Source organism: Pseudomonas sp. ICBG1301, from assembly GCF_016918385.1.
Classification (GTDB): domain Bacteria; phylum Pseudomonadota; class Gammaproteobacteria; order Pseudomonadales; family Pseudomonadaceae; genus Aquipseudomonas; species Aquipseudomonas palleroniana.
Genome location: NZ_JAEKGB010000003.1, coordinates 547806 through 561943, shown reverse-complemented (window position 1 = coordinate 561943; position 14138 = coordinate 547806). Strand labels below are relative to the sequence as shown.

The 14138-nt window shown below is 61.9% G+C and carries 13 protein-coding genes; 11 read left to right on the top strand and 2 right to left on the bottom strand.

The window, feature by feature from the left end; all coding sequences use genetic code 11:
- The 4 genes from cbiE (at position 1) to JBE38_RS09665 (ending at position 2819) form a co-directional block, all read left to right on the top strand.
- Positions 1-1206: a precorrin-6y C5,15-methyltransferase (decarboxylating) subunit CbiE gene (gene cbiE / locus JBE38_RS09680; RefSeq protein WP_205344194.1), complete on the top strand. Its 1206-nt coding sequence runs from the start codon at positions 1-3 to the stop codon at positions 1204-1206.
- Positions 1203-1928: a cobalt-precorrin-6A reductase gene (locus JBE38_RS09675; RefSeq protein ID WP_205344193.1), complete on the top strand. Its 726-nt coding sequence runs from the start codon at positions 1203-1205 to the stop codon at positions 1926-1928. Before cbiE ends, JBE38_RS09675 begins: the two co-directional genes overlap by 4 nt.
- Before the next feature lie 127 nt (positions 1929-2055).
- Positions 2056-2334 carry a hypothetical protein gene (locus tag JBE38_RS09670; protein ID WP_205344192.1) on the top strand — a complete coding sequence of 93 codons (279 nt, stop codon included), beginning with the start codon at positions 2056-2058 and terminating at the stop codon, positions 2332-2334.
- Positions 2331-2819, top strand: a complete 489-nt coding sequence (locus tag JBE38_RS09665) for a PIN domain-containing protein (RefSeq protein ID WP_126851394.1) — start codon at positions 2331-2333, stop codon at positions 2817-2819. The genes JBE38_RS09670 and JBE38_RS09665 overlap by 4 nt, the downstream gene beginning before the upstream one ends.
- A gap of 57 nt (positions 2820-2876) precedes the next feature.
- On the opposite strand, the gene JBE38_RS09660 is transcribed toward JBE38_RS09665, so the two are convergent.
- Complete coding sequence (locus JBE38_RS09660; RefSeq protein WP_126851395.1) at positions 2877-3128, bottom strand: DUF6124 family protein; 252 nt, start codon at positions 3126-3128, stop codon at positions 2877-2879.
- A gap of 517 nt (positions 3129-3645) precedes the next feature.
- On the opposite strand from JBE38_RS09660, the gene JBE38_RS09655 reads away from it, so the two are divergent.
- The 7 genes from JBE38_RS09655 to JBE38_RS09625 all read left to right on the top strand — a co-directional run bounded on the left by JBE38_RS09655 (position 3646) and on the right by JBE38_RS09625 (position 9309).
- Complete coding sequence (locus JBE38_RS09655) at positions 3646-3960, top strand: type II toxin-antitoxin system RelE/ParE family toxin (protein ID WP_090367059.1); 315 nt, start codon at positions 3646-3648, stop codon at positions 3958-3960.
- Positions 3953-4240: an addiction module antidote protein gene (locus tag JBE38_RS09650; protein ID WP_090367061.1), complete on the top strand. Its 288-nt coding sequence runs from the start codon at positions 3953-3955 to the stop codon at positions 4238-4240. Before JBE38_RS09655 ends, JBE38_RS09650 begins: the two co-directional genes overlap by 8 nt.
- 98 nt (positions 4241-4338) lie before the next feature.
- Entirely contained in the window at positions 4339-4734 is a 396-nt protein-coding gene (locus JBE38_RS09645) for a DUF2946 domain-containing protein (RefSeq protein ID WP_090367063.1), read from the top strand.
- A gap of 46 nt (positions 4735-4780) precedes the next feature.
- Entirely contained in the window at positions 4781-5263 is a 483-nt protein-coding gene (locus JBE38_RS09640) for a copper chaperone PCu(A)C (protein WP_198760928.1), read from the top strand.
- A gap of 11 nt (positions 5264-5274) precedes the next feature.
- Positions 5275-5664 (top strand): DUF2946 domain-containing protein, encoded by a 390-nt coding sequence (locus JBE38_RS09635; RefSeq protein WP_205344191.1) that lies wholly within the window; start codon positions 5275-5277, stop codon positions 5662-5664.
- Between the two features lie 95 nt (positions 5665-5759).
- A complete protein-coding gene (locus JBE38_RS09630) occupies positions 5760-7820 on the top strand; it encodes a TonB-dependent copper receptor (protein ID WP_090367067.1) in 2061 nt (686 codons plus the stop codon).
- Between the two features lie 115 nt (positions 7821-7935).
- On the top strand, positions 7936-9309 hold the full coding sequence (locus JBE38_RS09625) for a PepSY-associated TM helix domain-containing protein (protein WP_205344190.1): 1374 nt from the start codon (positions 7936-7938) through the stop codon (positions 9307-9309).
- Here JBE38_RS09625 and JBE38_RS09620 read toward each other — a convergent pair.
- Positions 9304-13890 (bottom strand): DUF4329 domain-containing protein, encoded by a 4587-nt coding sequence (locus JBE38_RS09620; RefSeq protein ID WP_205344189.1) that lies wholly within the window; start codon positions 13888-13890, stop codon positions 9304-9306. The genes JBE38_RS09625 and JBE38_RS09620 overlap by 6 nt on opposite strands.
- Positions 13891-14138 lie beyond the last annotated feature (248 nt).

Genomic DNA, 14138 nt, shown 5'->3' with positions numbered 1-14138 from the left:
ATGTCGCCCTGGCTGACGGTTGTAGGCATCGGTGAAGACGGTTTCAAGGGGCTGGGCAGGAATGCCCGGCATGCCCTGTTGCGCGCCACGCGGATCATAGGCGGCCAGCGCCAGCTGGACCTGTTGCCGGTATGCATTCGGGGTGAGCGCCAAGCCTGGCCAAGCCCGTTTTCCCTGGAGCCGGTGCTGGCTCGGCGTGGCGAACCGGTGTGCGTGCTGGCCAGCGGCGATCCGATGTTCTATGGCGTGGGCGCAAGCCTCGCGCGGCAGGTGCCGGCGGCAGAGTTGCTGATAGTGCCGGCGCCATCGTCGGTGTCGCTGGCGGCGGCGCGATTGGGCTGGCCATTGCAGGAAGTGGTGACCTTATCCGTGGTGGCCCGGCCCTTGGCGGCGCTGAATATGCACTTGGCCAGCGGCGTGCGGTTGCTGGTGTTGAGCAACGACGGTCGCAGCCCTGCTGCGATCGCCTCGTTGCTGGCTGAATCCGGGTTCGGGCCCAGCCGGTTGAGCGTGTTTGAACACCTGGGCGGCGCGGACGAGCGGCGTATCGACGGTTTGGCGGCTGATTGGCAACAGGCTTCAGTCGCCGATTTGAACCTGGTCGCCATCGACTGCGTAGCCTCCTGCGCAACACCCCGCCTGTCACGCCTGGCGGGCCTGCCCGATTCCGCCTTCAAGCACGACGGTCAATTGACCAAGCGCGACGTGCGCGCCATGACCCTCGCCCGCCTCGCGCCGATGCCCGGTGAACTGCTGTGGGATGTGGGCGCGGGCAGCGGCTCCATTGGTATCGAATGGATGCGTGCGCACCCCAGTTGCCGTGCGCTGGCGATTGAAGCGGATGAAGGTCGCCAGGGCCTGATCGAACACAACCGCGATGCGCTGGGCGTGCCTGGGCTGCAACTGGTTCGCGGCAAGGCGCCCGAGGCGTTACGCGGCCTGGAGGCACCGGACGCGATCTTCATCGGCGGCGGCGTCACCCGCGACGGCGTGCTCGAGACCTGCTGGCAACAGCTGCGGCCTGGTGGAAGGCTGGTCGCCAATGCCGTGACCCTGCAAAGCGAAATGACCTTGATGAACTGGCGCGCCCAGCATGGCGGCGAGCTGACCCGCGTCCATGTGGCGCAGGCGCAGCCGCTGGGCGAGTTCGATACCTGGCGCCAGGCATTGCCGATTACCTTGCTGGACGTGGTCAAGCCGCTATGAAACGCATCTTGCTGCTGGGCGGCGTGACCGAGGCGCTGGCAATTGCGCGGACTCTGGGGCCAGAGCATATCTACAGTCTGGCCGGAGTGGGCCGCGTGCCGACGGACCTCACGTGCCAGGTGCGGGTTGGCGGCTACGGCGGGGCCGAGGGCTTGACGACGTTTGTTCGGGACGAGGGAATTGGTCTGATTCTCGACGCGACCCATCCCTACGCGGCACAGATCAGCCGCAATGCCGCCGAGGCTGCACAGTTGAGTGGCATCCCTTGCTGGGCGCTGCGGCGTCCGGCATGGCAGCCGCAGGCCGGGGATGATTGGCGTGAGGTCAGCGATTGGGCCGACTTGATCACCGCCCTGAAACCCTTCAAGCGCCCCCTATTCACATTGGGCCGCGAACCGTTGCAGCACCTCGATGAAATCCCGGTTGACCAGTTCTGGACACTGCGCGCGCTGGACGTGTATCCGGGGAATGAGCGGTGTGAAGTGATCGGCGCGCGTGGGCCGTTTTTGATCGAAGACGAACGCGCGTTGTTTGAACGGCGCGCGATTGACGTGTTGATCAGCAAGAACAGCGGTAGCGCAGCGACGGAGCCGAAGCTGGAAGTGGCGCGGGAGCGAGGTGTGCCGGTGTTGGTGTTGAAGCGGCCGGTGTTGGCTGCGGTGGACCGGGAGTTCCTGTCGCCCGCTGAAACAATCGATTCGTTGGCAGATTTGATTCGGTAGATCAGGATCATTCGCCACCCTCTATCCAATCTGTTTGTTACCTCAAGGGACGGCGATGAACCCACAATACGAAGTGCTAAACTCCAGCAGCAGTTCAAGCCAGGCCCAACGCTATCCAGGAGCTGACATGATAGAAGTTAAAGACGCCGTTAAAGTTGCGAAGGCAGCAGCAAACGATTTTCTCGGGCAGGAAATGGCGTTGAACGATTTAATGCTTGAGGAAGTAGAGCTGGATCCAAACAACAATACCTGGGCAATAACACTAGGCTTCAACGTCCCAAACTCGAATAAACTCCAGAGACTTGGTGCCACTCTTTCCGGAGAAATGTTTTCAAGAAAATATAAGACTTTCATCATTGATGCGCAGACTGGCGAATTCCGCTCCATGAAGATTCGCGAGATATGATAGACACCTATATCAAGCAATATCGAAGAAAAGGAATCATAGTCGACACCAACTTGTTACTGCTGGCACTGATAGGAGGAACGTCCAGCATCGTGGAATTCAAGAGAACACGCGGCTACAGCCATGAAGACTATCAACTTTTGCTAAAAGTGATTGATCAGTTCGAAAAGCTGGTTTCAACTCCTCACATTCTCGCTGAAGTCAGCAACCTGACGAATGGACTTTATGGGAGCAAGCTTCACGATTTTTATGCAACGTTAAAGAACTCACTTTCAACAATAATCGAGATTCACCATCCAGCCCTGGATATAAGTCGTGACTATGAACTGTCACCCTATGGCCTTACCGACGTCGGCATTGTTGCCGCAGCAAAAGATAATTACCTGGTGTTGACTGACGACCTTAGAGTCGCGGGATTTGCTCATCAGCACTGCGTAGATGTCGTCAACTTCAACCATATACGAGAAGCCAGCTGGGAGGCCTGAGACCTGCCACACGATCATTCCCACGCAAGAGCGCAGGAACGATCATTCATCGAACTGTTAACGACTCGCGGCTGCCGCCTGCCCTGCACCTTCGTGCACCCTCTCAGCGAGCAATTGCGCCAGTTCGATCAACTGCGCAACACCTAACAATTCCTCACGGGGTGCACCTTCCAGGTTAAACGCAATATCGCAACTCAGTGCATTGGCCGAGGCGAGTGTTTCGCTGAGGTTGACCAACAGGTCCTCGGTGCTGATTTCATCGGCCACGGTGAAGAGCCGGATGGGGGGATTTGGGGTGGGTTTAATCATTGTGAAGCTCCTTAGAAAAGTGGAGCTGCCACTGATTCGCCGCGACGCGAGGGGGTGGCAGCTGTACGCAGGTTCGCGGACCGGTCCTAAGGCAACCCGGCATACCCGAAGGTATCCCGCGCACAGCCACCATTGCGCCGCACAGTAGACGATAAAAAAGCATCAACTGAAAGCAGACGATAGCGCTTTTGCTCTTAGAAAATCCGGGCCGCGACGCCCGACTGCTGGGTTCACAGCGGTGTACGGAGACTAGAGATCGAGTGTCCTAGGGGCAACCTCAAAGACTTGTCGGATATTTCCATTTGTACGAATAACCAGCGGGACCGTCACCGATTGCACTCCTCGCCTTGAAGCCGAATCCCCCTACAAACACTTCCGAACCAGCCGGCTGGTTCAGCCAAAAGCCACCGCTCTAACCTCCCCTCTCGCGGTTTCGCACCAGCATCCGCGATGGGGATGCACTGATTTTGCAGTGCGTCGCACTTGTCATGCTGTATCCCAAGGAATACGATCCGAGATGATCCGTTTCAAGAGATCCGCCGAGTTTCAGGAGTGGTTTCATTCGTTGCGCGATAACCCCGCCCGTGGACGCGTACTGACAAGATTAGATAACGCAACGATGGGCAACTTCGGAGACTGCGAAACCGTTGGAAATGGCGTATCGGAAATGCGCATCCACTATGGCCCGGGATACCGGGTTTACTTCATGCGCATAGGTGAGGTGGTTTACCTGCTGTTGATAGGAGGCGATAAATCAACGCAACAGCGCGACATTCAGCGTGCGAAACAAATTGCAGATGAGTTTAGAAAAAAAGGAGTGGTCCATGACTGAATTTAAAGATTTCGACATAGCCGAATACCTCAAGACCCCCGAGGACATGGCCGAGTATCTTGAAGCCTCTTTCGAGGAGGATTCAGGTGACGGATTGCTGATTCGTTCAGCCCTTAATCACATCGCTCGCGCCCAAGGCATGACCCAAACCGCCCGCGACGCCGGCCTCGGACGCGAAAGCTTGTACAAAGCCCTTTCCAGCACTGGCAATCCCGAATTCGCGACTATCATGAAAGTCATGAAAGCGCTGGGGCTGAAGCTCCACGCCAGCGCTCGCTGATAGCACTGCGACACCAAACCACACCGCCCCTTTTTACTTATCCCCCCCGATCAGGCTAAATACCCGCCTGATCGTTAAACCCCTACGGATTGTCCGCCATGGCCCGTCAACGCTTTGCAATTGTGTGGATCGCCTGCCTTGCAGTGCTGTTCAACGCCTTTGCCATGCCGATGGCCGGGGCGATGCAACAGTCCCAGGACCCCGTGCAGCAATTGCTGTGGGGCAGTTTCTGCTCCTCCAATGGCGCCAGCCTGAAGACCATTGCCCTGGGCAAACTGGAGATTCCGGCGCCGCAGCAGGACGATCACTCCGCCATGCAGCACTGCTGGTGTTGCTCGGGCTCGGCGCCGTTGGTGGCGCTGCCGGGGCATGTGCCGCAGTTGTATGTCACCCGGTTCGACGCCGCGCAGAGCTTGCCGGCGCCCCGAGTGCAAACCCCAACCCCGCGCCAGCAATGGCCCAGCCTAAACCCTCGCGCCTCTCCAACGGCCTGATGTCTTCGCAAGTGAACTGCGTTTAGAACCGTTCTGGAGAACTGCCATGCTCAAATCTTCCCTGCTTCTGGCTGCGTTGCTGTTGCCGGTGTTCAGTGCTGCCAACGCCGAGGACTACAAGGCCGGCGACTTGCTGGTCAGCCAACCCTGGTCCCAGGAGTTGCCGCCCAATGCGCCGACCGTCGCGGCGTATTTTGTGATTCATAACACCGGTGAAACGCCGGACCGCCTGCTCAGCGTGCAAACGCCGGTGGCGGACAAGGCCGAGCTGCATGAGCATGTGATGCAGGGCGACTTGATGAAGATGCAGCAAGTACCCAGCGTGGCAGTGCCGGCCAAGGGCGAGCTGACCTTCGCACCGATGGCCTATCACGTGATGTTGCTGGGGCTCAAAGACCGCAGCCTGTTGACCGATGGCAAGCAGTTCCCACTGATATTGACCTTCGAAAAAGCCGGCAAGGTGCAGGTGCAGGTCTCGGTGCAGAAAGCACCGCCGATGGCCGGCCACGAGCATAAGCACGCCCAATAGGCTGACACACAATGGGCGCCCCTCGCGCCAGGCTATCGGTACACCGCCGCGTGAAACGCGGCAGTTGGATCAGCCTGTTCGCCATGTTGATGATCTTTATCGGTCCGCTGATCTCCCAAGCGATGCCGATGGATCATCACGCCGGTATGTCGATGAGCATGCCGATGGAGCATGGCCAAGCCCATCACAAAAAAGCACCTGACGAACACCACGCACTCTGGGCCAAGTGCGGCTATTGCGACCTGCTCTTCAGCTGCCCGGCCTTGCCCGGCAGCGTTTCGCCGGTGCTGCTCGATACCCCGCCGCCCGCCAACGCCCTCACCCCCGCCACGCGCCTGGGCCATGCCCGGCAGAGCATCTTCCCCGGCGCCCGCAGCCGCGCGCCCCCCATCCTTACGTAAGCGCACCAAGCACCGTTACTTCACCCCGGCCGACTTTAGACAGACAGCCGCAGGCTGCTGGCCGTGTTGTTTACGAATGATTGATGGAATTTTTCATGTCCAGGTTTTCTGCTGACTCCCGTTTGGGATGCTCCCCCGTTTTCGCCGTTCTGTGCGGCGCACTGCTGGTTCCACAGGCCCATGCCGACGAGCACGAGTTGAGCCCTACCGTGATCACCGCGATCGCGCCGAGCTCGCCGCTGACGGTCATCACCAACCCGAAAGACCCGCGCCAACCGGTGCCCGCCAGCGACGGTGGCGACTATCTCAAGACCATCCCCGGCTTCGCCCTGGTGCGCAATGGCGGCACCAATGGCGACCCGGTGCTGCGCGGCATGTTCGGCTCGCGCCTGAATATCCTCACCAACGGCGGCATGATGCTCGGCGCCTGCCCCGGGCGGATGGATGCGCCCACCTCGTACATCTCGCCGGAGACCTACGACAAGCTGACCGTGATCAAAGGCCCGCAAACCGTGCTCTGGGGCCCAGGCGCATCGGCCGGCACGATCCTGTTCGACCGCGAACCCGAGCAGTTCGGTGAGCTGGGCACGCGGGTCAACGCCAGCGTGCTGGCCGGTTCGAATGGGCGTTTCGACAAGGTCATCGATGCCGCCGCCGGCGGGCCGCTGGGCTATGTGCGGGTGATCGGCAACCAGGCCCACGCCGATGATTACAAGGACGGCAACAACAAAACGGTCGCCTCGCGCTACGACAAGTGGAACGGCGACGTGGCCGTCGGTTTCACGCCCGACGCCGATACCCTGCTGGAACTCACCGCCGGGCGCGGTGATGGGGAAGCGCGTTACGCCGGGCGCGGCATGGACGGCTCGCAGTTCCTGCGCGAAAGCCTGGGCCTGCGTTTCGAGAAATCCAACATCGGCGAAGTGCTGGACAAGGTCGAAGCCCAGGTCTACTACAACTATGCCGACCACGTGATGGACAACTACAGCCTGCGCGTACCGTCGGGCACCGGCATGATGGCCGGGCCGATGGCCTCCAACGTCGACCGTCGCACCCTCGGCGCCCGCATCAAGGCCACCTGGCGCTGGGCCGATGTGCAATTGATCAGCGGCCTGGACGCGCAAACCAATGAACACCGCCAACGCAGCAGCATGGGCATCGACACGTACAAGGATCTGCCGCGCAACAAGGACGCCAACTTCCACAACTACGGCGTGTTCGGCGAATTGACCTGGTACGCCGCCGACCGCGACCGCCTGATCACCGGGGCACGCCTGGACCGCGCCTCGGCCAAGGATTTTCGCCAGACCACCGGCTCGGGCATGATGTCCCGCCCCAACCCCACCGCCGACGACACGCGCGCCGATACCCTACCCTCGGGCTTCGTGCGCTACGAGCACGATCTGGCTGACACACCCACCACCGTCTACGCAGGCTTGGGCCACGCCGAACGTTTCCCGGACTACTGGGAACTGTTTTCCCCCAACACCGGCGCGGCCGGCTCGGTCAACGCCTTCGATGGCGTCAAGCCTGAGAAAACCACCCAACTCGACTTCGGCGCGCAATACAAAACCGCCGACCTGGAAGCCTGGGCCTCGGGTTACATCGGCCGGGTGCAGGACTTCATTCTGTTCGACTACAGGCCGGGCATGATGGGCACCACCTCCCAGGCACGTAATATCGATGCACGCATCATGGGTGGTGAACTGGGCGCAGCCTACAAGCTGACGCGCAACTGGAAGGCCGACGCCACCCTCGCCTACGCCTGGGGCAAGAACAGCAGCGATGGCAAGGCACTGCCGCAAATGCCACCGCTCGATGCCCGTTTCGGCCTGACTTACAGCGAAGATGACTGGAGCGCCGGCGCCTTGTGGCGGGTGGTCGCGGCGCAGAATCGCATCGCCCAGAACCAGGGCAACGTGGTCGGCAAGGACTTCGACAAGAGCGGCGGCTTTGGCGTGTTCTCGCTGAACGCCGCGTACCGCATCAATAAGAATTTCAAGGTCAGCACCGGCGTCGACAACCTGTTCGGCAAGGCTTATGCCGAGCACCTGAACCTGGCCGGTAATGCCGGGTTCGGCTACCCGGCCAACGACCCGCAAGCCCTCAAGGAGCCGGGGCGCACCCTCTGGACCAAAGTCGACATGAGCTTCTGACCGCCTCGCGGCAAGCCCCCTTCCACATTTGCAATGCATTCCAATGTGGGAAGGGGCTTGCCCCCGATTAGCGGCCTACCTGACACAAAAAAACCAACGCCTTGCGGAGCCCCTGATGTCCACTCAAAAAGTTTCCTTCTACAACCTGGCCTGGCGCTGGCACTTCTACGCCGGCCTGTTCGTCGCCCCGTTCATGGTGTTGCTGGCCCTCACCGGCATCATCTACCTGTTCAAACCCCAGCTCGACCCGCTGATGTATGGCGACCTGCTGACCGTGCCCAGCGCCGAGCATGCCCTGAGTGCCGATGAGCAATTGCAACGAGCCCAGGCTGCGTTCCCCCGAGCCCGGATCAGCAAATACCTGCCACCGGCCGACGCCACCCGCAGCGCACAGTTCGTCATGCACAACGACGGCCGCGAAGTGACGGTATTCGTCGACCCGTATCGTGGCACCGTGCTCGGCCAACAGGACGCCAAATACAACCTGCAAGCCATCGCCCGTGCCCTGCACGGTGAGCTGATGATCGGCACCGTCGGCGATCGCCTGGTGGAACTCGCCGCCGGCTGGGGCGTGATGCTGGTGGTGTCGGGCCTGTACCTGTGGTGGCCGCGCGGCAAGTCGGCGGCCGGTGTGTTGTGGCCTCGGTTGAATGCACGCGGCCGGGTGTTCTGGCGCGATATGCATGCCGTGGTCGGTTTCTGGGGCGCCGCGTTTCTGCTGGTGATGTTGCTCAGCGGCATGACCTGGACCGGCTTCTGGGGCAAGCAGTATGCCGAGCTGTGGAACCGCTTCCCGGACGCCATGTGGAACAACGTGCCGCAATCCGACCAGCAGGCCCGCACCCTCAATACCGCCAGCCAACAGACCGTGCCGTGGGCCGTGGAAAACACACCCATGCCGATGTCCGGCGACCATGCCGAACACATGAACCACGGCGCCATGCATACAGGCCCAGCCGCACCGGTGCTGCGCCTGCAACAGGTGGTCGACCTGGCCAACGCACACAAGGTCGAGCCCGGCTACAGCATCACCTTCCCCACCACGGCCACCGGCGTATTCACGGTCGCGGTATTCGCCGACGACCCGCGCAACGACGCCACCCTGCATGTGGATCAATACACCGGCAAGGTCCTGGCCGATGTGCGCTGGGAGCACTACAACAACGTCGCACGCGCCACCGAGACCGGCGTGATGCTGCACGAGGGCAAGATGTTCGGCGTGGTGAACCAGATCATCGTCTTGCTGATCTGCCTGATGATTCTGCTCAGCGCGGTCAGCGGCCTGGTGATCTGGTGGAAGCGCCGCCCGGCGGGCAGCTTAGGCGTTCCACCGCTGCGCCATGACCTGCCCAAGTGGAAAACCGCAATGGTGATTATATTCGCCCTGGCGCTCCTGTTCCCGTTGGTGGGGGTTTCACTGGTGTTGATGTGGGCCCTGGACCGGCTGGTGTTGTCACGGTTTTTCTGGCAAAGCGCGAGCGGCTCATAGCTCGTCCTTGGTCGGCACCAGCACCACCTCGCCGACCGAGGAGGCCAGGTCCGCGCCGAGTTTTCCGCGCAAACGCCAGAACGCCGACGGGTGAATCACCCGCAACTCACCGAGGCGCGCCAGCTCCAGAACCACATGGGAGGGCGCTGGCGCATACGCGGTGTAACCGCCGGCCTGGGACCATTTAAGGCCGGCGTCCAACAGGTTGTACTCATCGTTGCTGAAACTCGGCTGGTAGCTCAACAGGGCACCATCGCGTGTGGTCAGGAACAGCGCGTTGATCGCCACCCCGGCACTCTTCAAGGTGTGGACGTAGAAACCCACTTCACGCCACGAGACGAAGGACCTGCGGTAATTGTCTTCACTCGCCCTTGCAGGCTGGTCGAGCCCGTCGTGAAACACCAGGTGCGCGGCGCAGAACCGGTAGCCATCAGGCAGCTGCGGCACCCTGCGGGCCGGGCCGATGCCCTTGAAAGCCTGGGGGAACAAGCGCTCGGCGACCAGGGAGGGGTAGCCCTGGTCCAGCGTCGGAAGGACCGGCAGGTAGCCACTGCCCGCCGTGTTTTTCAGCTGCGCCCCCAGGAACTGTTTACCGGCAAACTGCCCCGCCAGCTCATGGATATGCAGCGCCGCATCCTCAGCATGGATGTATACCGGCCCCAGGCTCAGGGGGTGTTCGTCGGGTGCCGGCACACCCTGCGAACGTCCCGGTTGCCACTGGCTGTCCACCACGCCAAGGCCCGGCCAGTTGTCACTGGAGCGCAGGATGCGCATGTCGCCGGCCGCCGCCATGCGCCGGATGAAATCGCGCGGGCTCAGCACCCGTGCGTGCAAATCCGACAGGTCGCGGTATTGAACAAACCGATCGTTGACCACCACGAACTTAAGCAAGGCGCCGTCGGCACAGAAGATGTACAGCGGCAGGCTCGCACGTTCACGGGTGCCACGGACCTGATACAGCGCATCCTTGAGGTCGTAGGGCGAAAACAGCCCCTGAAAAATCTCGTCACCACTGATGGTGACGCCACGGGGACGCAACTCGACAGGCTGCGACACGCAAAAGTACAGCCCGGCCATTGCGTAGCCACGCGGGTAACCCGCGTCACTGAACACCCGTCGATGGGCGAACCGCGCACCACTGTCCTTGATCGGCAAGGTCGCGACGAAGTGACCGTCCTGGGACTTGAGCAGATAACCGATCTGCAGCTCATCGCACATCGTCAGCGCCGGGGACAACGACCGCGCAGCATCGTCCAATTGAGTACAGACCGGGCCAAACGCCGGGTCATGCCGCGCTCGTACATAACCGCGCTCGGCGCTCTGCGGCGTGGCGTAAGGCACCCAACCCGACACCGGCCCTGGCGCGCCCCACAGCGCGCTACCCAGCACCACGTCCAGGGAGAACGAGGCGGCGACCCGATTGACGTACTCCACTGGCGTCAACTCGCCGGAGCGCATCACGCGTTCAGTCTCGCCATAGAGCCAGCCGCGACGGTTGTGCGGGCGCATGACCAGGTTGGCCTGAGTGATCAGCGGGTATTTGACCCGGGCCGTCGCCAGCAGGCGAATCAGCGAACCGTCCTGCCCCAGCGAGTAGTGCGTGATGCCCTTGTGCCCCTCACTCATCGCGTGGGCCAGCAGCCGGGTGGAAAACATGTTGCTGTACACCGTGGCCTGCTCGCTCGTCAGCAGGAACGGCATGCGCGCCACTGGACGCGAAGAATAATAGGCCACCAATTTACAGCGCTCGGGGTAAAGCCCACGGGCCACCAGCTCATCGGGAAACAACGTGCTCTGCTCCAACGCCTCATCGGCAAGCCATAACGGCTCGCTGGCGATGAACCAGCCGTCATCGCGACGCAGAATCGCCCCGCCATAGCTTCTTGTGCCGCCCCCTCGTGACATTCTGCTGCACACGTAGCGGGCGGCATCGTCCATCGACAGGAACGCCGCGCTCATGTGCCGACGCGGCAGATGCGCATAAGCCTCCCAGGTGGCCGAGACGATACCCGGGCGGTCCCAGCAGGGGCTGGCGGCAACCACCCGCAACTCACCGGCGGCAGCCACCTTGCGCACGAACCCAAGCCCGTCCAGGGTACCGAAACTCAACTTGGCCTTGATCTGCTCGACGCTGTCACCGCTGCTCTCGGCCTCGAACAGACCACGGGGCGAGGGCGATCGGTAACTCAGCAAGGCACCTTCCGGCGGCGCGATGTAAATCGTCGAACTACGGCCCGAGGCGGGAATCGCGGTGCGCCCCTCGATGATGGCCGTGCTCAAGTCATCGGGCAGGATAAACAGTCGCTCCAGCCATGCCGTCGAACGGTTGCCCGCCGTTTGCCGGGTGTAGTACAGGCCTTGGCAGGCAAAGCCTTCAGGCACCGGGTTGGCGGACACGCCGGGCAGCGACAGCAGTGGGGTTTTCTGCGTGACCGGCACCCACTCGCTGGCCACATACTCTTCACGGCTCTGGTGTTTGAAGATGAACGCGAAGAAGACGCTGGCATAGCGCGGGTAGGCGCGCTCCGGTTGCCGATAATGCAGGTCCAGGGCCGCGGCGTCGGCGCTGGCGAACACGGCGCCATAGCTCAACTCGTCGGGCCGTTGAAACTCCAGCACCCGTGCGAACGGCGCCCAATCCGTCTCGACCTTTTCCGCCGGCCCCCATAACGTGCTGGCGGTCATCACGCGCAGAGTGCCAGGCTCAGCCAGGATGCGCACAACGTCGGCAGGCTTGATCGCGCCACTGTCCAGGCGTTGGGCGATCGGGCTCATGCCGCCGGAGGCCGGTGTCTGCCACTGCTGACGCCAGGCCGCCGTGGCCTCGCCCGGCTGGAATGCGATCAGACTGTCCTGCGTTCCCGAGAGATAACCCGGACAATGGGATTGCAGGATGGCCTGTATATCCAGATCGCTGAACATCTGCGCATGCAGCTCGGCTTCCTGATGGCTCCACTTGAGTCGCGTGCCCTGGGCGCGGTCAGTTTTCCACAATGCCTGGCGCGACCCATATCGTGCATGCAGGCGATGGCCGGCGTGCAAAATGATCAGGCCCCCCTGGCGGTCCTTCGGGTAGCCGCCATCCAGCGCGAACGGGCTGCCCTGAGCCCGCACCGGGTCAGTGACGACGAAGCGCCCGTCGTTGCGTTGCAGGATCAAACCGCCATATGCCTGGTCGCGTTGTTCGTCGATGTGCAGGTGCGCGTGCCGGGCGGCGTCGTCGGCCGATAGAAAAGCCTGCTTGAGCGGCATCAGTACGCGGTTCGAATAAGGGCGCCAGTGTGCGTCGACCACTCCGGGGCGATCCCACAGGGCACTGGTTTTTTCCACCGTCAGCTCGCCGGCCCTGGCCACGCGCAGCACATAGTCGCGCGTCAGCAAGGCGCCGCCGGCCAACTGCGCCTGCAAGCCCTGATCACGAACCGCACCATCGGCCTCAGTCGCAAATAGCAGTGATTCGTCCGCCGAGCCGGAGAAGCGATAACGCAACAGCGCCTCATCCCGCAGGCGAATAAACAGCGAGGCGCCCAGGGTCGAGGGCTGTGCCAGCGCATAGCCACGAAACTGGGCAATGCACTGCGCCAGCTCCAGCGGACTGATGAAGTTCTTGTACAACCAGGCTTCCAGCTCGGGATAGTTGCCAGGCAAGGGTCGCGAATGCAGGTACACACCGTGCAGGTGAAAACCGTCCGGCAGGGGCGGCAGTTGCTTGAGCTGAGCGGGCGGTTGCGGCTCGGCAGCGATATACAGGCCTTTGACGCTGTGCTGTAACACCAGCACCTGCTGTCGTACGGTGGGTTGGCGCTGGATACGCGTCCAGGCATACGCCAGCGCCTGCTCCTGGCCGGTGAACACCGGGCCACACGGTATCGGCAGCGGCGCCGCGCTAAAGGGCTGATAGGGTTGCCAATCGGCAGGCACGTCCCCTACCGATCCCCCCCAATTGGGACTGGAAAGCAGAAATCGCAGGGTGCCGACCGCGGCGAGTTTTTTGAACACCCCTTCGAGGCTGCCGTCATGGGCATGCGGCGAGTCCCACGGGCCGCTCTCGGACAACCACCGCGCATACTGTGCCTCCTCCTCCGAGTGGCTGACCTGATAGCGCAGCAACGTGCCGTCCGGGCCGGACAGATATGCATAGGGCAGCGTCAGCCGGTCTTGCTGGGCAAGGATCACATCCGGAATGGAATAGAAGCTCATGAAGGCCTTGACCTGCTGCACCGTAAAGCGCGGGTTTTTCTTCTGGGTGTCGGCCTGGGTGTCGGGGTGCGAATGCAACGTCGCAACCAGCGTATAGCCGTCCGGCTGGCGGTATTCGCCATCGGCGCTGATGCGGTCGAGCAACAGTGTGAAGTCGAACGTCGTCGGCCGATCCGCCCGGGGCTCGGTGCCGACATACAAATGGTCCGAGTGCCGCTGCAGGATCACGCAACCGTACTCCTTGTCGTGTTGGTTGCCGATACGTTCATGAAGATAGCGCGCCACGTCATCAGCGCTGATGAACGCCGGGGTCAAGGCTCCCAGCTTGGCGTGCCCCTGGGGCAACGCGGCGCGTTTATCGCGTGAAAAAGAATCGTCCATGGGGGCTCCTTGGGTGTGTGTTCGAATGTCCCGACATCCTGAACACCCCAACCTGACCAAGGCGTTAGATAGTTAGTCGTCCCGCACCAGCACTGTGCAACGCGTGAACCCGCCTTGAAAGCGAGCGCCGATATAGTGCACGCCCTACGCAGCAAACCGCGCCTGAGACGTTGATTGTGCAGGCGGACAAAGCGGGCATGCCCCTTGCAAAAGCCCTGTCATCTGTCCAACAAAAACTCGGGTTCACG

What these genes read in the sequence shown, in the direction of transcription:
- JBE38_RS09655 (WP_090367059.1), top strand. Translation starts at nt 3,646, where the DNA reads ATGATCCGTTTCAAGAGATCCGCCGAGTTTCAGGAGTGGTTTCATTCG.
- JBE38_RS09670 (WP_205344192.1), top strand. Translation starts at nt 2,056, where the DNA reads ATGATAGAAGTTAAAGACGCCGTTAAAGTTGCGAAGGCAGCAGCAAAC.
- JBE38_RS09665 (WP_126851394.1), top strand. Translation starts at nt 2,331, where the DNA reads ATGATAGACACCTATATCAAGCAATATCGAAGAAAAGGAATCATAGTC.
- JBE38_RS09625 (WP_205344190.1), top strand. Translation starts at nt 7,936, where the DNA reads ATGTCCACTCAAAAAGTTTCCTTCTACAACCTGGCCTGGCGCTGGCAC.
- JBE38_RS09635 (WP_205344191.1), top strand. Translation starts at nt 5,275, where the DNA reads ATGGGCGCCCCTCGCGCCAGGCTATCGGTACACCGCCGCGTGAAACGC.
- cbiE (WP_205344194.1), top strand. Translation starts at nt 1, where the DNA reads ATGTCGCCCTGGCTGACGGTTGTAGGCATCGGTGAAGACGGTTTCAAG.
- JBE38_RS09650 (WP_090367061.1), top strand. Translation starts at nt 3,953, where the DNA reads ATGACTGAATTTAAAGATTTCGACATAGCCGAATACCTCAAGACCCCC.
- JBE38_RS09645 (WP_090367063.1), top strand. Translation starts at nt 4,339, where the DNA reads ATGGCCCGTCAACGCTTTGCAATTGTGTGGATCGCCTGCCTTGCAGTG.
- JBE38_RS09675 (WP_205344193.1), top strand. Translation starts at nt 1,203, where the DNA reads ATGAAACGCATCTTGCTGCTGGGCGGCGTGACCGAGGCGCTGGCAATT.
- JBE38_RS09660 (WP_126851395.1), bottom strand. Translation starts at nt 3,128, where the DNA reads ATGATTAAACCCACCCCAAATCCCCCCATCCGGCTCTTCACCGTGGCC.
- JBE38_RS09630 (WP_090367067.1), top strand. Translation starts at nt 5,760, where the DNA reads ATGTCCAGGTTTTCTGCTGACTCCCGTTTGGGATGCTCCCCCGTTTTC.
- JBE38_RS09640 (WP_198760928.1), top strand. Translation starts at nt 4,781, where the DNA reads ATGCTCAAATCTTCCCTGCTTCTGGCTGCGTTGCTGTTGCCGGTGTTC.
- JBE38_RS09620 (WP_205344189.1), bottom strand. Translation starts at nt 13,890, where the DNA reads ATGGACGATTCTTTTTCACGCGATAAACGCGCCGCGTTGCCCCAGGGG.